Raw genomic sequence first — 20317 nt, 5'->3', positions numbered from 1 at the left:
AAGGCGCGGGAGGCCGCGGGAGCCCGCGGGAGCGGCGGGACGAACCGGACAGCGTGTCCAGGTCGCGCCACACCCGGGACTCCGCGACGATCACGGTATGCGCGTCGTCATCTCCGGTTCCTCCGGGCTCATCGGCACCGCCCTGGTGCCCCACCTGCGCGGCGCCGGACACGAGGTGATCCGCCTCGTGCGGCGCACCCCGCAGGCCCCCGACGAGCGCGGGTGGGACCCGCCGTCGGGACGGATCGACGACGGCGCCCTCGACGGCGCCGACGCGGTGATCAACCTGTCCGGCGCGGGGATCGCCGACAAGCGCTGGTCGGGCGCCTACAAGCAGGAGCTGCGCGACAGCCGCATCATCCCCACCGACGTGCTGGCCCGCGCCGTGGCCGCCCACGGCATCCCGACCTTCATCAGCGGCTCGGCGGTCGGCTTCTACGGCGACACCGGCAAGGTCGCGGTGGACGAGACCGGGGCGCGTGGCCGCGGTTTCCTGGCCGAGCTCGTGCGGGACTGGGAGAACGCCACCGCGCCGGCCGCGGAGGCCGGCGCCCGCGTGGTGACCATCCGCACCGGGCTGGTGCTCTCCCACTCGGGTGGGCTCATGGGCACGATCAAGCCGGTCTTCCAGTTCGGCCTCGGCGGTCGGCTGGGCTCCGGCGAGCAGTACTGGCCGTGGATCTCCCTCGACGACGAGGTCGGCGCCATCGCGCACGCGCTCGAGCACGACACGGTGGTCGGCCCGCTCAACGCCACCGGCCCCGCCCCCGTCACCTGCCGCGAGTTCACGAAGGTGATGGCGGCGACCATCCACCGGCCCGCCCCGTGGGTGGTCCCCGGCTTCGCCCTGCGCGCCGTGCTCGGGGAGTTCGCCGACGAGGGCGTGCTGGTGAGCCAGCGTGTCCTGCCCGGTGTCCTGGAGCGGGACGGCTACCGCTTCCAGCACCAGACGGTGCAGGCCGCGCTGGCGGCGGTGCTGGAGTGAGTGCGCTGCCGGACGCCGTCGACGTCCTCGTCGTCGGCGCCGGCCTCGCGGGGCTGAACGCCGCCCGCACCGTGGCGCGCTCCGGACGGTCGGTGCTGGTGTGCGAGGCCTCCGACGGGGTCGGCGGGCGTGTGCGGACCGACGTCGTCGACGGCTTCCTGATCGACCGCGGCTTCCAGATCCTCAACACGTCCTACCCCGCGCTGCGCGCGGCGGTGGACCTCGAGGCCCTCGACCTGCACCCCTTCGTGCCCGGCGCCGCCGTCCGTACCGACGACGGCGTGCTCCACCGGGTCGCGCGCCGGCCGAGCTGGTTGCCCCGCAGTGCCCTGACCCGGCTGATCTCCCTGCGCGCGAAGCTCGGGATCGCCGGCTTCACCGCGCGGTCGGTGCTCGTGCCCCCGCAGCGCCAGGCCCGGGCGCCCGAGCGATCCGCCGCCGAGGATCTCGCCCGGTTCGGGCTCCGCGGCGCGGACGTGGACCGCTTCCTGCGTCCGTTCCTCGCGGGCGTGCTCGGCGACGGTGACCTGGAGACGTCCTCCCGGGTCGTGTCCCTCTTCTGGCGCACCTTCGCCCTCGGCGACCTGACTCTGCCGGGCCGCGGGATCGGCGCCATGACCACACACCTCGCCGCACGACTGCCCGCCGGCACGGTGCGTCTCGACACGCCGGTCCGTGAGGTCCGCCCCGGTCGCGTCACCACCGACGACGGGGCGGTGCGGGCCGGGGCCGTGATCGTCGCGACCGAGGGCACCGACGCCGCCGGCCTGCTCGACGGCCGCGTCGAGGCGCCCCGCACGTTCGGCCTGACCAGCCACTACCACGTCACCGACCGGCCGCCGACCCGTCAGGGCCTGCTGCACCTCGACGGCACCGGGGGCCCGATCGTCAACACCATGGTGCTGACCGGCGCCGTCCCCTCGTACTCCCCCGACCACCGCCACCTCGTGGTCTCCACCGTGCTCGGCGGCGAGGCGCTGCCCGAGCCGCGGCTGCGCGCCGAGCTGGAGCGGGTGTGGGGCACCGGCACGGCGCACTGGGAGCACCTCGCGACGCGCGAGATCCCCCGCGCGCTGCCCGCCACGCTCCCGCCGACCCCGCCCGGCCTGCGTCGCCCGGTCGACCTCGGGGACGGGCTGTTCGTGGCCGGCGACCACCGGGACACCCCGTCGGTGCAGGGCGCGCTCGTGTCCGGGCGCCGCACGGCGCAGGCGGCGTTGGCGTCGCTGGGCTGAGCGGTCCTGCCTCGGTGGCAGGAAAGCGTCGTTGCTGTCACCCGGCGACAGCAACGACGCGTTCCTGCCACGGGAGCCGGAGTAGGTTCGGCGGCATGGGTTCCCACCGCGCCAGCAGCGAGCCGGTCGAGGTGCTCGACCTCGGCACCGTCGAGTACACCGCCGCGTGGGACCAGCAGCGCGCCCACCACGCCGCGCGGGCCGACGACTCCGGGCCCGACGTGCTCATGCTGCTCGAGCACCCGAGCGTCTACACCGCCGGGAAGCGCACCCAGCCCGAGGACCGGCCGACCGACGGCACGCCCGTCGTCGACGTGGACCGGGGCGGGCGCATCACGTGGCACGGGCCGGGTCAGCTGGTCGGCTACCCCATCCTCAAGCTCGGTCAGCCCTTCGACGTCGTCGACCACGTCCGGCGTCTCGAGGAGGCACTGATCGCGGTGTGCGCCGGGTACGGCCTGGAGACCGGGCGCGTCGACGGTCGCTCCGGGGTGTGGCTGGCCGCCGCCGGCGGGCGCCCGGAGCGCAAGATCGCCGCGATCGGGGTCCGCGTCGCGCGCGGGACGACGCTGCACGGCTTCGCCCTCAACGCCGACCCCGACCTCACCGCGTTCGGCACGATCGTGCCGTGCGGGATCACCGACGCCGGGGTGACGAGCCTGTCCGCGGAACTCGGACGCCGGGTCGGGGTGGACGAGGTCCGTTCGGCCGTTCCGGACGCGATGCTGGCGGCCTTCTCCGGCGAGCTGCCCGTCAGTGACCACACACTCCCCCGTCCGGAGGACACGGATACGCTGATGGTAGGTAACGTCGCCGTCCAGATGTTGTAATCTTGCGACCGGTCGGCCGCTGTGGGTGACCGCTCGTCGCGGGTCGCGTCAGGAAACGCTGTGCGCGTACGACCCGCCACGGACGGTGAGAGCCATGACCCCCCACGACGTCAACCGCACGGCAGACCCCCGCGCCCGTGCAGGCGCCGGGCTCGTCGCGGCCCTGGTCCTGGCCGGCCTGACCTTGCTCGCGCCGGCCGCGTCGGCCGCCGTCACCTCGGCCCAGGCCGCCCAGCTCAACCAGGTGTTCGCCCTCACCAACCAGTACCGCCAGCAGGCCGGGTGCAAGGCGCTGATCCGCAACTCCTACGCCGAGAAGGCCGCGCAGGGCCACGCGGACTGGATGAACTCGACCGGCACCTTCTCCCACACCGGCGCCAACGGCTCCAGCTTCGTCGACCGCATGAAGGCGGCGGGCTACCCCAGCCCCGGCGGCGAGAACATCGCCTACGGGCAGAAGGACGCCCAGGCCGTGATGACGGCGTGGATGAACTCCCCCGGCCACCGCGCGAACATCCTCAACTGCACGTTCACGCGCATCGGCCTCGGTCTGGCGGGCACGCGCAACTACTGGGTGCAGGACTTCGGCTACTAGATCTCACGACAGAGCCGAGCACGCCGAGAGGAGATCCCGGCGTCCGGGGCAGTCGGCTGCCCCGGACGGCCGCACCGCTCGTCGACCGCTCCGCCCCGACCGGCCGTTCGTCGCCCCACGGGCCCGTGACCTTCCCGTGACCTGAGCGTCCTGCCAGGTTCGACCCGTGGGCCTCCATCGCTTCGAGCACGACCGCCGGCGCCGACTGGCCCTCGGTCTCGGCGCCGCCGCCGTCGTGCTCGGCGTCGTCGTCGCCGTGGTCACCCTGCGGCCCTCCTCCGACGCGGTGCAGGACGCGAGCGCCGCCGCCGCGCTGCCGGTCGCGGCACCCGCCGTCCCCCTCGCCGTCCCGCCCGCCCTGCCCGCCCTGCCCGTGCTCCCGCCGTCCCCCGCCGCGACGACCACCACGGCCGCGAGCACGACCACCACCACGACGACGAGCACGACCACCCGGCGCAGCACCACCCGCGCCGCCGCGCCCGCCGTCGGGACGGGACCCACCGGCCGCGTCCTCGCCCTCGTCAACGCCGAACGCACGAAGGCGGGCTGCGGCGCGGTCGCCGGCAACGCCGCGCTGAACCGGGCCGCCGCCGACTACGCGGCGCTGATGGCCCGCACCGGCACCTTCTCCCACACCGGCCCGGACGGCTCGGACTTCGCCGACCGCGTGCGCGCCGCCGGGTACGACGACCCGGGAGGGGAGAACATCGCGCAGGGTCAGACCAGCGCCGACGAGGTCATGGACGACTGGATGAACTCCCCCGGGCACCGGCGGAACATCCTCGACTGTTCGTTCCACACCCTCGGCGTCGGCGAGTCCGACGACTACTGGGTGCAGGAGTTCGGGCGCTGAGCGCTCACAGGCCGCCGACGTCCGCCACGAACCGCAGGTGCTCGAGGTCGGACAGGTCGAGCACCTGCAGGTAGACCCGCTCGACCCCGACGGCGGCGAACTCCGCGAGCCGGGCGGTGATCTCCGCGGCCGTCCCGGCGATGCCGTGGGCACGCAGCTCGTCGGGCTCGCGCCCGAGGGCGCCGGCGCGCCGCGCGACGTCCGCCTCGCTCGCGCCGGCACAGAGCACCTGGGCGGTCGAGTACCGGAGGGTCGCCGGGTCGCGCCCGACCGCCGTGCACGCGTCACGGACCCGCCCGAGCTGGGCCGCCACCTGCTCCACCGGGGCGAACGGCACGTTGACCTCGTCGGCGAACCGGGCGGCGAGCTCCGGGGTCCGGCGTGGTCCGGTCCCGCCGATGATGATCGGGGGGTGCGGGTCCTGCAGCGGCTTGGGCAGCCCGGGGCTCTCGGTGAACCGGTAGTGCTCGCCGTGGAAGGTGTAGCCCTGCCCGACCGGCGTGTTCCACGCCCCGGTGAGCACCTCGAGCTGCTCGCCGAGCATGTCGAAGCGCGCACCCGTCGTCGGGAAGGGGATGCCGTAGGCGTGGTGCTCGGCCTCGTACCAGCCGGTGCCGATGCCGAGCTCGATCCGGCCACCGGACATCTGGTCGACCTGCGAGACGGCGACGCCGAGCGGACCGGGCAGCCGGAAGGTGACCGAGGTCATCATCGTGCCGAGGCGGATCGTCGACGTCTCCCGGGCGAGGGCGCCGAGCGTGACCCAGGCGTCGGTCGGCCCCGGGAGGCCCGTCGAGCCCCCCATCGCGAGGTAGTGGTCGGAGCGGAAGAAGGCGTCGAACCGGCATTCCTCCGCGCACCGCGCGACGCGGAGCAGGTCGTCGTAGGTGGCGCCCTGCTGCGGTTCGGTGAAGATCCGGAGGTCCATAGCGTTGATCAGCCTAACGAGGGAGCGGGCGTAGTCTGGTACCCGTGACCACGAGCGCTGACCCCACGGCCCCGGCCGGACGCAAGCTGCTCCGCCTCGAGGTCCGGAACTCGCAGACGCCCATCGAGCGCAAGCCCGACTGGATCCGCACGCGCGTGCAGACCGGCCCGAACTTCTCCGAACTCAAGGGCATGGTGCGCTCCGCCGGGCTCGCCACCGTCTGCGAGGAGGCGGGCTGCCCCAACATCTACGAGTGCTGGGAGGACCGCGAGGCGACCTTCCTCATCGGTGGCGAGCAGTGCACCCGGCGGTGCGACTTCTGCCAGATCGACACCGGGAAGCCCTCCCCGCTCGACCGCGACGAGCCCCGCAAGGTCGCCGAGTCGGTGCGCCAGATGGGGCTGCGCTACTCCACGATCACCGGCGTCGCCCGGGACGACCTCGACGACGGCGGGTCCTGGCTCTACGCCGAGACCGTCCGCCAGGTCCACGCGCTGAACCCGGGCACGGGCGTCGAGCTGCTGATCCCCGACTTCGACGACCGGGACGACCAGCTCGGCCCCGTCTTCGACGCCGCCCCCGAGGTGCTCGCGCACAACCTCGAGACCGTGCCGCGCATCTTCCGCCGCATCCGTCCGGCGTTCCGCTACGAGCGCTCGCTCGACGTGATCCGCAAGGCGCGCGCCGCCGGCCTCGTCACGAAGTCCAACCTCATCCTCGGCATGGGCGAGACCCCCGAGGAGGTCACCGCGGCGATGCAGGACCTGCACGACGCCGGGTGCGACCTGCTCACCCTGACCCAGTACCTCCGTCCCTCGCTGCGCCACCACCCGGTGGAGCGCTGGGTGAAGCCCGAGGAGTTCGTCTCCCACCGCGACGCCGCCCTGGAGATGGGGATCGCCGGGGTCATGGCCGGGCCGCTGGTGCGCTCGTCGTACCGCGCGGGGCGGCTCTACGCCCAGGCCAAGCTCCACCGTGGCGAGGCCCTGCCCGAGGGCATGGAGGAGCTCGCCGCCGAGGGCGAGGCGCGCCAGGAGGTCGGATCGGTCCTCGCGCGCCGCGCGTAGGCGTCCATCCGGCAGAATGGACGGCATGGCCAAGGGCACTGCCGGTAAGGCGACCAAGGAAGAGAAGAAGGCCGCCAAGCAGGCTGCCCGCGCTGCCCGCAAGCAGCGCTGGTCGCAGATCTGGCAGGCCTTCCAGATGCAGCGCAAGGAGGACAAGCTCCTCCTGCCGCTGATGATCGGCGCGGTGGTCGTGACGGCGCTGATCTTCCTCGTCATCGGGCTGCTCCTGGGGCAGTCCTGGTACCTGGTGCCGATCGGCGTCATCCTCGGCCTCGCGGTCGCGATGATCGTGTTCGGGCGCCGGGTGCAGAACAACGTGTACGCCAAGGCCGACGGGCAGCCCGGGGCCGCCGGGTGGGCGCTGGACAACATGCGCGGTCCGTGGCGGGTCACGCAGGCCGTCGCGGGGACCACGCAGCTCGACGTCGTGCACCGGGTGATCGGCCGGCCGGGCGTCGTCCTCGTGGCCGAGGGCGCCTCGCACCGGACGAAGGGCCTGCTCGCGCAGGAGAAGAAGAAGGTCTCGCGCGTCGCCGGTCAGGTGCCGATCTACGAGGTCGCGGTCGGCAACGCCGAGGGCGAGGTGGAGCTCTCGAAGCTGCAGCGCCACATGGCCAAGCTCCCCCGCAACATCGACCGCACGCAGATGGACACCATCGAGAAGCGGCTCGCGGCCATCGCCGGCCGCGGCGGACCCGCGATGCCCAAGGGCCCGGTGCCCAAGGGTGCGCAGATGAAGGGGATGCAGCGCACGGTCCGCCGTCGCTGACCGGTTCCCGACGACGGGTGCGGCCCTGCCTTCCGCGAGGCGCACGCCAGGCAGGCCCGTCCGCCCTCCGGCGCTGCCTCACGTGCCCCTCGTGACCGGGTGCCTCAGCGCGAGCGCACCACCACGGTGCGGCTGACCCGGTCGTGCAGGCCCCGGCCGTCGCGGTCCATGATCGCCGCGGGCACCACGAAGAACAGGGACGCGCTCCGGGCCAGCGCCCACGGCCCCACCCGGTCGGCGCCGTCGGTGCGCAGCACCCGCATGCCGGTGAGCACCATGGCGGGCGTCTGCCCGATGACCGCCACCGGGACCGTCACGAGCACCGCCCACACCACGAGGCTGAGCGTCGGCGGCGCCGGGAAGCTGATCGCGGAGGCCACGACGCCACCGATCAGCAGGTCGAGCAGGAACTGACCCAGGCGCGCCGGAGGGCTCGCCGCCGACCCCGGGCCCGATTCGGGGAGGCCGAGGTCACGGCCCGGGTACCCGTCGTCGGGTTCGGGGCCCCGCGTGGCGCCGCGCACCGACGTGGGACGCCCGTTCGGCCCAGCCTTCGGCACGGCTCGTGTCGGCGCCGACTCGCGAACCGCCCGATCGCGACCTTCCGGACCACCACTCGACGCCCGATCAGGCCCGTCGTCGGTGAGCCATTCACGAAACCACGACACTCTGACAGGCTACGGTGCCGCACCGTCGGGGTGCGTCACGGCAGCGTCGCCAGGATCACCCCTGAGCCCCCGGGCCCGTGTGTGACGCGAGCCCGTTAACTGCTGCGAAACACCGGTGCGACCCGCGAGAAACCTCCGCCGCCTAGCGTCCGGTTCACCTGAAACGGTGATGCGATCCCGGCCGGGCGGGGTGGCTCGACCGTGAAGACAGTGCCAGAGAAGGAGCCAGCGAGGGTGTTCAGCAACAAGGACGAGGTCTTCAAGTACATCTCCGACGAGGGGGTGCAGTACGTCGACGTCCGGTTCTGCGACCTCCCCGGCCAGATGCAGCACTTCACCGTGCCCGCCTCGGAGTTCGGCGACGCCGTGTTCGAGGACGGCCTCGCGTTCGACGGGTCGTCGGTCACCGGGTTCCAGACCATCAACGAGTCGGACATGACGCTGCTGCCCGACGTCGCGACGTCGCGCATCGACCCGTTCCGGGCCCAGAAGACCCTGAACATCAACTTCTTCGTCCACGACCCGCTGACGCTCGAGGCCTACAGCCGCGACCCGCGCAACGTGGCCCGCAAGGCGGAGAACTTCCTGTCGACGGTCGACGTCGCCGACACCTGCTTCTTCGGCCCCGAGGCCGAGTTCTACATCTTCGACGAGGTCCGCTACGAGTCCTCGATGCGGACCCAGTACTACGCGGTCGACTCGATCGAGGGTGCCTGGAACACCGGGCGGGACGAGCCGGGCGGCAACAAGGGCTACAAGATCGCCCCCAAGGGCGGCTACTTCCCGGTCGAGCCGACCGACCAGACCTCGGACCTGCGCGCCGCCATCGGCACCAACCTCACCAACTCCGGCTTCGAGCTGGAGAAGCTGCACCACGAGGTCGGCACCGGCGGCCAGGCCGAGATCAACTACAAGTTCAACACGCTGCTGCACGCCGCGGACGACCTGCAGCTGTTCAAGTACATCGTCAAGAACACGGCGTGGCAGGCGGGCAAGACCGTCACCTTCATGCCGAAGCCGATCGCCGGCGACAACGGCTCGGGCATGCACTGCCACCAGTCGCTGTTCAAGGGTGGCGAGCCGCTGTTCTACGACGAGAACGGCTACGCCGGGCTCTCGGACCTCGCCCGCCACTACATCGGCGGCATCCTGCACCACGCGCCGTCGCTCGTGGCGTTCACCAACGCCACGGCGAACTCGTACCACCGCCTGGTGCCCGGCTTCGAGGCCCCGATCAACCTGGTCTACTCGAACCGCAACCGCTCCGCCTGTGTGCGCATCCCGATCACGGGCAACAACCCGAAGGCCAAGCGCCTCGAGTTCCGCTGCCCCGACTCGTCGGGCAACCCGTACCTGTCGTTCGCGGCCATGATGATGGCGGGCCTCGACGGCATCCGGAACAAGATCGAGCCGCCGACGCCGGTCGACAAGGACCTCTACGAGCTCCCGCCGGAGGAGGCCGCCAACATCGCGCAGGTGCCGGCCAGCCTCGACGCCGCGGTGAACAACCTCGAGGCCGACCACGACTACCTGCTCGAGGGCGGCGTGTTCACGTCCGACCTGATCGAGAAGTGGATCGAGCTCAAGCGCGACGACGTCACGGGCCTGCGGCTGCGCCCGCACCCGTACGAGTTCGAGCTGTACTACAACTGCTGATCCGGCAGCCGCACGGAACGGCCCGGTCCCCGCGCGGGGGCCGGGCCGTTCTGCGTTGTCCGGCCGTTCCCGACGACGGGTCGGTGCCTGGTCCTACCGCCGGTCCCGCAGGTCCTCCCGCGGGGAGAGCGCCGCGGCGGCCACGTACTGGTAGACGTACCGGATCTCCTCACCCTGGCTGATGGGCACGCAGACCCAGCCGACCCACTCCCCCGTCGTGGTCCGGCGCCACCCGAGGAGCTCGCCCGGGACGCGGCTCTGGAGGTCGACCCCGTCGGGCACCGCCCGGGGCGGCCGGCCGGTCGGCCGCGGGTAGGCCACGGCGAGGTCGACCCAGACCCGACGCACCTCCGTGCGCTGCAGGGCGCCCGAGCGGTCGTTCCGCCGCTGCGCCGGCCCACGCTCCTCGAACACGTGTTCGATGATGACTTGTGGCCCCGTCCTCGCGCCAGCCGACCCGCCCACATCACCCGGCGTAGCGATCGACGGAGCGTGACCATCAGCCGCGAGAACTGTCAATCTTCGACATAAATCCGCGAACTGGCCGTCGAACTCTTGCCCTGATACGCACGCTGTGTGACTCTATGGCGGTCCACACAGGTGAAGCACTCGCTCACCGGACCAGAAGAAGTCACTCAGTGTGAGGAGCTCGTCATGCGTCGTCCGTCCTGGAAGTCCGCACTCGCCACCGTCGCCGTCGCCGGCGCCGCGCTGCTCGCCACCGCACCCCCAGCCCTGGCCCAGGATGGCGGGGGTGGCCCCGATCCGACCCGGGCACCGATCGCGGAGCGGGTCAGCGGCGAGGTGATCCCCGCCGTCGACCGCCTCCAGATCACCTCGGCGCAGGGCCTCCTCGTCAACCCGAACACCGGTGAGTACGCCCGCGTCGACGCCTTCTCGGTCGGCTGCACCGGCTTCACCGTCTCCTCCGACGGCTGGATCGCCACCGCCGGCCACTGCGTGGACCCGGCCATGATGGCCATGCAGGCCCGCATCACGGTCGCCAACGAGTACGGCGCCGCGGGCTACGACGCCAACGCGATGTACACCTACCTGCAGGACTTCGTCTTCGTCGACGGCACCGGGAACTCCGCGCCGGCCATCACCGTCCAGGTGCTGCCCGCCACCGCCAACCCCGGCGACAAGCCGATGGACGCCAAGGTCGTCGACTACCAGGCCTACAACAAGGGCGACACGGCCCTGCTCAAGGTGGACGGCCACAACATGATCAGCGTCGAGGTGGCCCCGGGCGGCCCGGCGCCGACCGGCACCCCGGTGATGTCGATGGGCTACCCCGGCGCCCGGGACGACGCCATGGACCCGAGCATGACGCCCACCTGGAAGGAGGGCGCGGTCAGCTCCCAGCAGACCCAGGACGGCATCTCCTACACCGAGGTGACCACCGAGATGGGCCACGGCATGAGCGGCGGCCCCACGGTCAACCAGCAGGGCCAGGTCATCGGCATCAACAGCCAGGCCACCGGTGACGGCGGCAACTCGTTCAACTTCATCGCCCCGTCCTCCCGGATCGCCGAGATGATGGCCCGCAACGGCGTCCCCAACGCCCCGAGCCCCGTCGACACCGCCTACCGGAACGGTCTGGACCTCTACTACCAGGGCTACTACTCCGACGCGATCGAGCAGTTCGACCAGGTCCTCGCGGTCGCCCCGGGCAACAAGGCCGTCGTGGACTACAAGAACCGGGCCGTGCAGGCGCACGACCAGTTCGGTGACACGGGCCTGGGCCTGCTCGGCTGGGGTCTGATCGGTGGCGGCACGCTCCTCGTGCTGGCGCTCGGCGGCGGCGTCGTCGCCCTCGTGGTCCGCCGTCGTCGGGCTCCCGTCGCCGCCGGTCCGGTCGACCTGACCCAGCCCGGCTTCGGGCTGCCGGCCGGCTACCAGGTGCCGCTGCAGCAGAACCCCGCGGCCACGCCGCAGTACCAGCAGCAGTACCAGCAGTACGGCCCGCAGGTCCCCCAGCAGGCACCCGCCGGCTTCGGTGCCGCCCCGTTCGGCCAGTCCGGCCCGATGCCGGCCGCGCCCGCCTCGCCGCCCGTCGGGTTCCCGGCGCCGGTCGCCCCGACCGCCCCGGCTGCCCCCACCGCCCCGCGGCACGAGGCACCTGCAGCCGCCCCGGAGGCCCCGGCCGTCGCCCTCGCGACCCCGCCGTCGGGCTTCCCGACGCCGGCCACGGAGGTCCCGGCGGCACCCGCGGTCGAGCACCACAGCGGGCCGGGCCACTGCCCGAACTGCGGCGCCGCCCGCGCCGCCGGCGCCCGCTTCTGCGGCGGCTGCGGGGTGGGGCTCGCCTGATCCACCGCTGATCCACCCCGCACGACGACGGGCCGTCCGGCTGCTGCCGGGCGGCCCGTCCGCGCGTCCGGGTCCCACGAGACTGTCGGGGGTCGCTGCGAGGGTGCGACCATGACCGGCACGGACCACCCGCAGTGAGGGAGGCGCACCGTGGCCGCACCGCAGCAGGAGGAGGAGGAGGCCCCCGGCTTCCTCCACCACTCCGAGCCCTGGACCGAGCGGGACTGGCTCGCGCTTCCGGAGAGTCCGAACGTCGAGCTCGTCGACGGTGCCCTCGTGATGAGTCCCTCGGGACGGCCCCGACACGGAGTGCTGATCTTCCGGCTGTGCGCCGTGCTGGACGCGGCGGCTCCGCCCGAGCAGCGGGTCCTCACGGAGCCCAACCTGCGGTTGGCTCCTGACCGTGTCCTGATCCCGGACGTGGCGCTCGTCGCGGGCACCACGGACCTCGATGCCATGATCGACGATGCATCGCTCGCCGTGCTCGTCATCGAGGTGGTGAGCCCGGGGAACGCCGCGTACGACCGCATGCTCAAGCCCCGTCTCTACGCCGAGGCCGGCATCCGCTGGTACCTGCGAGTGGAGCAGGAGGGCCCGGTCGGGCACCTGCACGAACTCGTCGACGGCGCCTACCGCGAGGTCGCGCGCGGACCCGTCGTCGAGCTGGCCGAGCCGTTCCACGCGACGCTCGACCTGCCGCACCTGGCCCGCTGAACGGTCACCGAGCGAGCGCGTCCCGCAGGGCGAGGATGCGGTCGACCGAGACCTCGACGTCCTGGGCCGTCGTCGACCAGTTCGACACCGAGAACCGCAGCGCCGGCGCGCCGTCCCACACGGTGGTGCCGACCCAGCAGGTGCCGTCCGCCGCGACCGCCCGTGCGAGGTCGGCGACGTCGACCCCGGGCACGCGCAGCAGGACCTGGTTGAGCACCACGTCGTTGAGGACGTCCACCCCGCCCGCCGCGAACCGGTCGGCCGCGCGGACGGCGAGGTCGCAGCACCGGTCGACGAGGTCGGCCACCCCGGTGCGGCCCAGGGCGCGCAGCGCCGCCCACACCGGTATCCCGCGGGGCCGGCGGGAGTTCTCCAGGGTGCGGGTGGAGGGGTCGAGCTCCCCGAGGGGCAGGTAGGGCGCGGACACCGACATGGCCGTGGTCAGGGCGGCCCGGTCGCGGACGACGGCGAGCGCCGCGTCGTAGGGCACGTTCAGCCACTTGTGCCCGTCGACCGCCCACGAGTCGGCGTGCTCCGCCCCGGCGACCAGGTGCCGCCGGGACGGGGAGGCGGCCGCCCACAGCCCGAACGCGCCGTCGACGTGCAGCCACGCCGGCCCGGCCGAGCGCACCACGGCCGCGATCTCCCCCAGCGGGTCGCACGCCCCCGTGTTCACCTGTCCGGCCTGCGCGCACACCAGCACCGGCCCGATGACCGACGCCAGCGCCGTCTCCAGCGCTGCCGGCGACATCCGGCCCTGCGCGTCGGTCGCCACCCGCACGGCGTGCCGCGCGCCGAACCCGAGCAGGCGCAACGCCTGCACCACCGTCGCGTGGGCCGCGGCCCCGACGAGCACCGTGACCGGTGGTGCGCCCGCCAGCCCCTCGGCCTCGACGTCCCGGCCGAGGGCGGCGAGCAGGGCGTGCCGGGCGGCGGCGAGGCAGGTGATGTTCGCGGTCTGGGCGCCGGTCGCGAACCCGACGGCCGCGTCCACCGGCAGGCCGAGCAGCTCGAGCGCCCAGCGCCCGGCCACCTCCTCCACGACCGCCGCGCCCGGTGACATCACCGCCACGGCCGCGTCCTGGTCGGTCGCCGACACCACCCAGTCCGCCGCGAGGGCCGCGGGCACCGAGCCGCCGGTGACGAACCCGAAGTACCGGGGCCCGCCGCTCGCGACGAGGCCGGGTTCGAGCGCCGCGGTCAGCTCGCCGAGCACCGCGGCCGCGCCGAGCCCGTCGTCGGGAAGATGGCCGAACCCGGCCTGCAGGGCGGCGGGATCCACCGGGACGCCGACCGGACGGGTGGGCAGCGAGTCGAGCCACCGGTCGGCGAACGCGCGGGCCGCGTCGAGCGCCGGTCCGTAGCCGTCCATCAGACCGCCGAGAACACCCGGTCGACCACCGCGCGGGCGTGACGGGTGATGCGGCGGTACTCGTCGATGCAGGCGCCGGGATCGTCCTCCGGGAAGCCGAGCGCCGACGCGATGGCGGCCAGCTCGCGACCCGAGCGGGGCAGCTGGTCGGTCGGCTTGCCGCGGACGAGCGTGGCGATCCCGCGGGCGCGGGTGGCGGTCGTCCAGCCCGCCGCGAGCTCGGCGGCGTCGCCCGCGGTGAGCAGGTCGGCGGCCTGCAGCGCCTCGAGGGCCTCGAGGGTCGAGGGCGTGCGCAGCGCGGGCACGGCCGCGGCGTGCTGGAGCTGCAGCAGCTGCACCGTCCACTCGACGTCGGCCAGCCCGCCGGTGCCGAGCTTCGTGTGCAGCGCCCGGTCCGCGCCGCGCGGGAGCCGCTCGGCGTCGACCCGCGCCTTCATCCGGCGGATCTCGGTCGCCTGCTCCTCGGGCAGCCCGCCCTCGGGGTAGCGGTAGGGCGCGATCATCTCGGTGAAGCGCCGACCGAGGTCCTCGTCGCCCGCGACGGGGCGGGCCCGCAGCAGGGCCTGGCACTCCCAGGTCTGCGCCCACCGGCGCAGGTAGTCCGCGTAGGAGGACAGGGTGCGGACCAGCGGGCCGCTGCGGCCCTCCGGTCGCAGCTTGGTGTCCACCTCCAGGGCGGGGTCGGGGCTGGGGGCGCCGAGCGCGGCGATCGCCGACTCGACCACGCTGCGGGCGTAGGTGGTGGCCTCCTGGTCGGTGGCGCCCTCCGTGGGCTCGCACACCGCGACGACGTCGGCGTCCGAGCCGTAGCCCAGCTCCCCGCCGCCGAGGCGCCCCATGCCGATGATCGCGATGATGGCCGGCGCCGGACGGTCGCCCGCCCGCTCCCGGATCGCGGCCTCCAGCGCCGCCTGCAGCACGGCGGCCCAGACGCTCGTCAGCGCCGTGCACACGCGGGGGACGTCGGTCAGGCCGAGCAGGTCCGCGCACGCCACCCGCAGGAGCTCCACGCGGCGCAGCGAGCGGGCGACGTTGCCGGCCGAGCGCGGGTCGGTGTGCCGGGCGACGGCCGCGCGCAGCGACTGCGCGACCTCGCCGGGCTCCCGGGCGACGAGCTCGGCCGACGGGCCGTCGCCCCCGAGCAGCCGGAGCACCTCCGGCGAGCGCGGCATCATCTCGGCCACCCAGCGGGACGTACCCAGCACGTACATGAGGCGGTCCGCCGCGAGCCCCTCGTCGCGCAGCAGGGCGAGGAACCACGGGGTCGACGCGAGCGCCTCGGAGACCTTGCGGTAGGCGAGCAGGCCGTGGTCGGGGTCGGCGGTGTGACCGAGCTGGTCGAGCAGCACCGGCAGCAGCGCCCGCTGGATGCGCGCCGCGCGGCTCGTCCCGGCGGTGAGCGCGGCGACGTGCTTGAGCGCCCCCGACGGCGAGCTCCACCCCAGTGCCGCCAGGCGCCGCGTGGCGGACTGCTCGGTGAGCACCAGGTCCGAGCCCGCCACCCGCGCCACCGACTCCAGCAGCGGGCGGTAGAAGAGCTTCTCGTGCAGCCGGCGCACCCGCACGGTGGTGCGCGAGCGCTCGGCCTGCAGCACCCCCACCGCGTCCCGGCGGCCGTCCGGGCGCAGCTTCGCCGCGCGGGCGAGCCAGCGCAGACCCGCGGTGTCGTCGTCGGAGGGGAAGAGGTGGGTGCGGCGCAGCTTCTGCAGCTGCACCCGGTGTTCGAGCAGGCGCAGGAAGCGGTAGGAGGCGGCGAGGTTCGCGGCGTCGTCCCGACCGATGTAGCCGCCCTCGCCGAGCGCGGCGAGGGTCTCGAGCGTGTTCTGCCCGCGCAGCGACTCGTCCCCGCGCCCGTGCACGAGCTGGAGCAGCTGCACGGCGAACTCCACGTCGCGCAGGCCGCCGCGACCGAGCTTGAGCTCGCGGTCGGCGACGTCGTGGCGGATGTGGTCCTCGACCCGCTTGCGCATCGCCCGCACGTCGGCCACGAAGTCGTCCCGCTCGGCGGCACTCCACACCATCGGCGCGAGGGCCTCGCAGTACTCCCGCCCGAGCTCCCGGTCGCCCGCCACCGGCCGGGCCTTGAGCAGCGCCTGGAACTCCCAGGTCCGGGCCCACCGCTGGTAGTAGGACACGTGCCCGTCGAGGGTGCGGGTCAGCTGGCCCTGCCGTCCCTCGGGACGCAGGTTCGCGTCGACCTCGAGGAACGCCTCGGTGGCCACCCGCATCATCGCCGCCGCGAGCCGCGTCGCGACGTCCGCGGGGCCCTCGTGCAGGAAGATGACGTCGATGTCGGAGACGTAGTTCAGCTCCCGCCCGCCGCACTTGCCCATGCCGATCACCCCGAGGCGCACGCCCGCGGCCCGCTCCGCACCGATCTCGGCCCGGGCCACCGCGAGCGCCGCCTCCAGGCCCGCGGCCGCGACGTCGGCGAGCTGCCCGGAGATCGCGTCGACGGGCCAGAACGGCAGCTCCGGCTCGCACACCGACTGCAGGTCCGCGGCCGCGAGCAGCAGCACGTCGTCGCGCCAGGCCAGGCGCAGCAGCTCCACCGCCGCCTGGCCGGTGACGCCCGCGACCGGGGCGTCCGTGTCGGGCTTCGCGCCGACCGCGTCGAGGTGCGTCCGGCAGCGGTCCGCCGCGCTCGGCATCCGGGAGGTGTCGTGCACCCGGCCCGGGGCGAGGACGGTGCGCAGCAGCCGCCAGCGCTCGGGCTGGTTGATCAGGTGGTCGCCCAGCGCCGTCGAGGCGCCGAGCACCCCGAACAGGCGCCCGCGCAGCCCCTGGTCGACGCGCAGCGCCTGGTCGAGCTCCGACCACGCCTCCCCCAGCGACTCGCGCAGCCGCTCCACGGCGGTGAGCGCGAGGTCGGGGTCGGCGGCCCGCGCCAGGGCCCAGACGACGAGGGCGGCGGCCGGCACGGCGTCGTCCCCGTCCCACCAGCCGAGCTCGGCCAGGCGGGGCCCGGCGTCGGGGTCGGTGAAGCCGAGCCGGGCCGGCGTGCGGGCAGGCCGACGGTCGCGCGCGGAGGGCGGGACGGAGACGGAGCGAAGCGGAGCTCGACCATCAGCGCTCGTCACCCGGGCGAGCCTAGTCGCGCCGTCCCGACGACGAGTCCGGCCGCCGTGGCGCCCTGCTGACGTCGGGCGTCAGCCGTGTGCCACCGCTGACGTCCGGGCCGCGGACTACAGCGTCGGTAGGTAGGTCGCCAGCTCGTAGGGGGTGACGTTGCGGCGGTAGGCGTCCCACTCGCTGCGCTTGTTGCGCAGGAAGAAGTCGTAGACGTGCTCGCCGAGGATCTCCGCCATGAGGTCGGACTGCTCGAAGGCCTGCAGCGCGCCGTCGAGGTTCTGCGGGAGCGTCTGGTAGCCCATCGCGCGGCGCTCGCCCTCGGTCAGCGACCAGACGTTGTCCTCCGCGGCCGGCGGCAGCTCGTAGCCCTCGGCGATGCCCTTGAGACCGGCGCCGAGGATCACGGCGTAGGCCAGGTAGGGGTTCGCGGCGGAGTCCAGCGAGCGCACCTCGACGCGGCGCGAGGACGCCTTGCCCGGCGAGTACATCGGCACGCGGACCAGGGCGGACCGGTTCGCGTGGCCCCAGCACACGGCGGTCGGGGCCTCGCCGCCCACGACGAGGCGCTTGTAGGAGTTGACGAACTGGTTGGTCACCGCGGACATCTCCCGCGCGTGGCGCAGGACCCCGGCGACGAACGCCTTGCCGGTCTTCGACAGCTCGTAGGGCTCGGCGGCGTCGTGGAAGGCGTTCTGGTCACCCTCGAACAGGCTGATGTGGGTGTGCATCGCCGAGCCCGGGTGCTGGGTGAACGGCTTGGGCATGAACGAGGCCCGCACGCCCTGGGTGATCGCCACCTCCTTCACGAGGTAGCGGAACGTCATGATGTTGTCGGCCATCGACAGCGCGTCGGCGTAGCGCAGGTCGATCTCCTGCTGCCCCGGCCCGCCCTCGTGGTGGGAGAACTCCACCGAGATGCCCATCGCCTCGAGCGAGTCGATGGCGCGGCGCCGGAAGTGCGGCGCGATGTCGTGGCTGGCCTGGTCGAAGTAGCCGCCGGTGTCGGCGGGGACCGGCGGCGTGCCGTCGTCGGGGAGGTCGCGCAGCAGGTAGAACTCGATCTCGGGGTGCACGTAGCAGGTGAACCCGGCCTCGGCGGCGCGCGAGAGCGCGCGGCGCAGGACGTGGCGCGGGTCGGCCCACGACGGCGAGCCGTCGGGCATCGTGATGTCGCACAGCATCCGGGCCGAGTAGTGGTCGCCGTCGGCGTCCTCCCAGGGCAGCACCTGGAAGGTCGACGGGTCGGGCTTCGCGACCATGTCCGACTCGTAGACCCGACTGAAGCCCTCGATCGACGACCCGTCGAAACCGATGCCCTCCGCGAACGCCCCCTCCAGCTCCGCCGGGGCGATCGCGACCGACTTCAGGTAACCCAGGACGTCGGTGAACCACAGCCGCACGAAGCGGATGTCGCGCTCGTCCAACGTCCGCAGGACGAACTCCTGCTGCCGATCCATGCTCGCGACCCTAAGGAGACGGTGTTACAGGGACGTCACAGGGGTCCCCCGTCGGGACCGTGATCACCCGGTCTCGCCACACCGGGCGTTCGGCGGGGCCGGCGTCCCGTCGACGAGGTACCGGGTCACGATGGCGTCGACGCACGGGAAGTTCTGGAACGTGGCCGTGTGCTGGTCGCCGACCTTGGTCAGCAGCGAGCCGTTCAGCGCCTTCGCGAGGTCGACCCCCGCCTGGTAGGGCGTGGCCGGATCGCCGGTGGTGGACACCACGAGCGGCGGGGCGAGGCCGGGCACCTGCGGCGTGTGCGGGCCCCCGGTCACCGGGGCCTGCGCCGGCCAGAACGCGCACGAGTCGAGCGCGGAGCTCGCCCCGCGCCCGGAGTCGAGGAACGGCGCGGCCTCGTTGTAGCGCTGCGCCCGGTCCAGGGCCTGAGCCGGGTCGGTGACCCGCGGGTCGTCCACGCAGCGGATCGCGGTGAACGCGTCCTGCTGCGGGGAGTAGGAGCCGTCGGGCGCCCGGTCGTAGTACTGGTCGGCGAGGCCCATGAGGGTCTGCCCGCGGCCCTGGGCCAGCTCGGTCAGGCCCTGGCGCAGGTCGGGCCACAGCGAGGTCGCGTAGAGCGCCTGGATGGTGCCCTGCTGGGCGTCGTTGTAGGAGAGCACCCGGCCGTCGGGCAGCCGGATCGGCGCCTCGATCAGCGGCCGCGTCATCGCCTGGAAGCGGGCCGTCGCCTGCGTCGGGTCGGAGCCGAGAGCACAGCCGGGCCTGCTCGCGCAGTCCTTCGCGAACGCCTCGAACGCGCCCTGGAAGCCGCGGCCCTGGTCGATGACCTCCTCGGTCGGGTCCTGGTTCGGGTCCAGGGCGCCGTCGAGGACCAGCGCGCGCACGTTGCGCGGGAACTGCTCGGCGTAGGTGTAGCCGAGGCGGGTGCCGTAGGAGAAGCCGAGGTAGGTCAGCTGCCGGTCGCCGAGCGCCGCGCGCAGCACGTCCATGTCCTTGACGACGTCGCGGGTCCCCGCGTTCGCCAGCAGGTCGACCCCGCTGCGCGCCGCGCACCCGTCCGCGGTCTGACGCGCCAGGCCGTTCGCCCGCGCCACCCCGGCCGGCGACGGGTCGGTGATGTCGGCGGCGCGCTGGGCGTCCTGCTCCGGCCCGGTCAGGCACCGGATGGTCGGGGTGCTCGCGCCGATACCCCGGGGGTCGAAGCCGACGAGGTCGAACCGGCGGGCCACCTCGTCGCCCTTGGTGATGAGCGCGAGCTGGGAGGACAGGCTCACCCCGGAGGCGCCCGGCCCGCCGGGGTTGACCAGCAGCGAACCGATGCGCTGGTCCGGGTCGCTCGCCCGCACCCGCGACACCGCGATCTGCGCGGTCCGGCCGCCCGGGTTCGCGTAGTCGATCGGGACCTCGAGGCGCGCGCACTCGAAGCCGGGCTGGTCGTAGTAGAGCCGGTCCTCGTCGGTGGTGGCGAACGGCAGGCACGAGCCCCAGCGCAGCTGCTGGGAGTAGAAGCGCTCCAGCCCCGGCGGGACCGCGTCGGCGGGCGCCGCCGAGGACGAGGTGGTCCCGGGGGCCGTCGCCGTGCCCGGGACCGCGTCGGCGCACGCCGCGGCGGCGAGCACCACCGCGAGCAGCGCCGCGAGCCGCCACACCCGCCGTCGGGAACTCCTCGGACGGACGGACCTGCTCCCCGGACGCATCCGGTCATCCTCGCAACCGCCGGATGCGGTCCCCGTCGGGGTCCCGGGGCTGTGAGGCTGACGACACGTCCGCGCTGCGCACGGCCGCGGGGTGCACGCTTC

At 73.7% G+C, this 20317-nt stretch carries 17 protein-coding genes; 10 read left to right on the top strand and 7 right to left on the bottom strand.

Annotated elements, in window-relative coordinates:
• Positions 1–97 precede the first annotated feature (97 nt).
• The 5 genes from QSK00_RS14590 (at position 98) to QSK00_RS14570 (ending at position 4498) form a co-directional block, all read left to right on the top strand.
• Positions 98–985 carry a TIGR01777 family oxidoreductase gene (locus QSK00_RS14590; RefSeq protein ID WP_285591797.1) on the top strand — a complete coding sequence of 296 codons (888 nt, stop codon included), beginning with the start codon at positions 98–100 and terminating at the stop codon, positions 983–985.
• The gene (locus QSK00_RS14585) at positions 982–2220 is read left to right on the top strand and encodes an NAD(P)/FAD-dependent oxidoreductase (RefSeq protein ID WP_285591795.1); all 1239 of its coding nucleotides are present in this window, start codon (positions 982–984) and stop codon (positions 2218–2220) included. The genes QSK00_RS14590 and QSK00_RS14585 overlap by 4 nt, the downstream gene beginning before the upstream one ends.
• Before the next feature lie 95 nt (positions 2221–2315).
• On the top strand, positions 2316–3050 hold the full coding sequence (lipB, locus tag QSK00_RS14580) for a lipoyl(octanoyl) transferase LipB (protein ID WP_285591793.1): 735 nt from the start codon (positions 2316–2318) through the stop codon (positions 3048–3050).
• Between the two features lie 94 nt (positions 3051–3144).
• A complete protein-coding gene (locus QSK00_RS14575; protein ID WP_285591791.1) occupies positions 3145–3645 on the top strand; it encodes a CAP domain-containing protein in 501 nt (166 codons plus the stop codon).
• A 166-nt stretch (positions 3646–3811) separates the two neighbouring features.
• Positions 3812–4498, top strand: a complete 687-nt coding sequence (locus QSK00_RS14570) for a CAP domain-containing protein (RefSeq protein WP_285591790.1) — start codon at positions 3812–3814, stop codon at positions 4496–4498.
• Between the two features lie 4 nt (positions 4499–4502).
• Here QSK00_RS14570 and QSK00_RS14565 read toward each other — a convergent pair whose 3' ends face one another.
• Positions 4503–5426 carry an LLM class F420-dependent oxidoreductase gene (locus tag QSK00_RS14565; protein ID WP_285591789.1) on the bottom strand — a complete coding sequence of 308 codons (924 nt, stop codon included), beginning with the start codon at positions 5424–5426 and terminating at the stop codon, positions 4503–4505.
• A 44-nt stretch (positions 5427–5470) separates the two neighbouring features.
• Here QSK00_RS14565 and lipA point away from each other — a divergent pair, with 44 nt between their 5' ends.
• Together lipA and QSK00_RS14555 are read left to right on the top strand one after the other, a co-directional pair.
• Entirely contained in the window at positions 5471–6493 is a 1023-nt protein-coding gene (gene lipA, locus QSK00_RS14560) for a lipoyl synthase (RefSeq protein WP_285591787.1), read from the top strand.
• 25 nt (positions 6494–6518) lie between these two features.
• Positions 6519–7262: a DUF4191 domain-containing protein gene (locus QSK00_RS14555; protein ID WP_285591786.1), complete on the top strand. Its 744-nt coding sequence runs from the start codon at positions 6519–6521 to the stop codon at positions 7260–7262.
• A 104-nt stretch (positions 7263–7366) separates the two neighbouring features.
• On the opposite strand, the gene QSK00_RS14550 is transcribed toward QSK00_RS14555, so the two are convergent.
• Entirely contained in the window at positions 7367–7786 is a 420-nt protein-coding gene (locus QSK00_RS14550) for an RDD family protein (protein WP_285591785.1), read from the bottom strand.
• A 378-nt stretch (positions 7787–8164) separates the two neighbouring features.
• Between QSK00_RS14550 and glnA the strand changes: the two genes are divergently transcribed.
• The gene (gene glnA, locus QSK00_RS14545) at positions 8165–9586 is read left to right on the top strand and encodes a type I glutamate--ammonia ligase (protein ID WP_285591784.1); all 1422 of its coding nucleotides are present in this window, start codon (positions 8165–8167) and stop codon (positions 9584–9586) included.
• Positions 9587–9679: 93 nt separating this feature from the next.
• On the opposite strand, the gene QSK00_RS14540 is transcribed toward glnA, so the two are convergent.
• Positions 9680–10000, bottom strand: coding sequence for a hypothetical protein (locus tag QSK00_RS14540; protein WP_285591782.1), 321 nt, complete (start codon positions 9998–10000; stop codon positions 9680–9682).
• A gap of 240 nt (positions 10001–10240) precedes the next feature.
• Between QSK00_RS14540 and QSK00_RS14535 the strand changes: the two genes are divergently transcribed.
• The gene (locus QSK00_RS14535) at positions 10241–11899 is read left to right on the top strand and encodes a S1 family peptidase (protein ID WP_285591780.1); all 1659 of its coding nucleotides are present in this window, start codon (positions 10241–10243) and stop codon (positions 11897–11899) included.
• Between the two features lie 150 nt (positions 11900–12049).
• Complete coding sequence (locus QSK00_RS14530) at positions 12050–12613, top strand: Uma2 family endonuclease (protein ID WP_285591779.1); 564 nt, start codon at positions 12050–12052, stop codon at positions 12611–12613.
• A 4-nt stretch (positions 12614–12617) separates the two neighbouring features.
• Here QSK00_RS14530 and QSK00_RS14525 read toward each other — a convergent pair whose 3' ends face one another.
• The 4 genes from QSK00_RS14525 to QSK00_RS14510 form a co-directional block, all read right to left on the bottom strand.
• Positions 12618–13985: a pyridoxal phosphate-dependent decarboxylase family protein gene (locus QSK00_RS14525; protein ID WP_285591778.1), complete on the bottom strand. Its 1368-nt coding sequence runs from the start codon at positions 13983–13985 to the stop codon at positions 12618–12620.
• Complete coding sequence (locus QSK00_RS14520) at positions 13985–17065, bottom strand: bifunctional [glutamine synthetase] adenylyltransferase/[glutamine synthetase]-adenylyl-L-tyrosine phosphorylase (protein WP_285591777.1); 3081 nt, start codon at positions 17063–17065, stop codon at positions 13985–13987. Before QSK00_RS14520 ends, QSK00_RS14525 begins: the two co-directional genes overlap by 1 nt.
• 105 nt (positions 17066–17170) lie before the next feature.
• The gene (locus QSK00_RS14515) at positions 17171–18514 is read right to left on the bottom strand and encodes a glutamine synthetase family protein (RefSeq protein ID WP_285591776.1); all 1344 of its coding nucleotides are present in this window, start codon (positions 18512–18514) and stop codon (positions 17171–17173) included.
• 63 nt (positions 18515–18577) lie between these two features.
• Positions 18578–20167: an alpha/beta hydrolase gene (locus QSK00_RS14510; RefSeq protein WP_285591775.1), complete on the bottom strand. Its 1590-nt coding sequence runs from the start codon at positions 20165–20167 to the stop codon at positions 18578–18580.
• Between the last annotated feature and the right edge of the window lie 150 nt (positions 20168–20317).

The sequence above is a fragment of the Actinomycetospora sp. NBRC 106378 genome (assembly GCF_030269685.1).
Classification (GTDB): domain Bacteria; phylum Actinomycetota; class Actinomycetes; order Mycobacteriales; family Pseudonocardiaceae; genus Actinomycetospora.
This window is presented reverse-complemented; position numbering and strand designations above follow the sequence as displayed.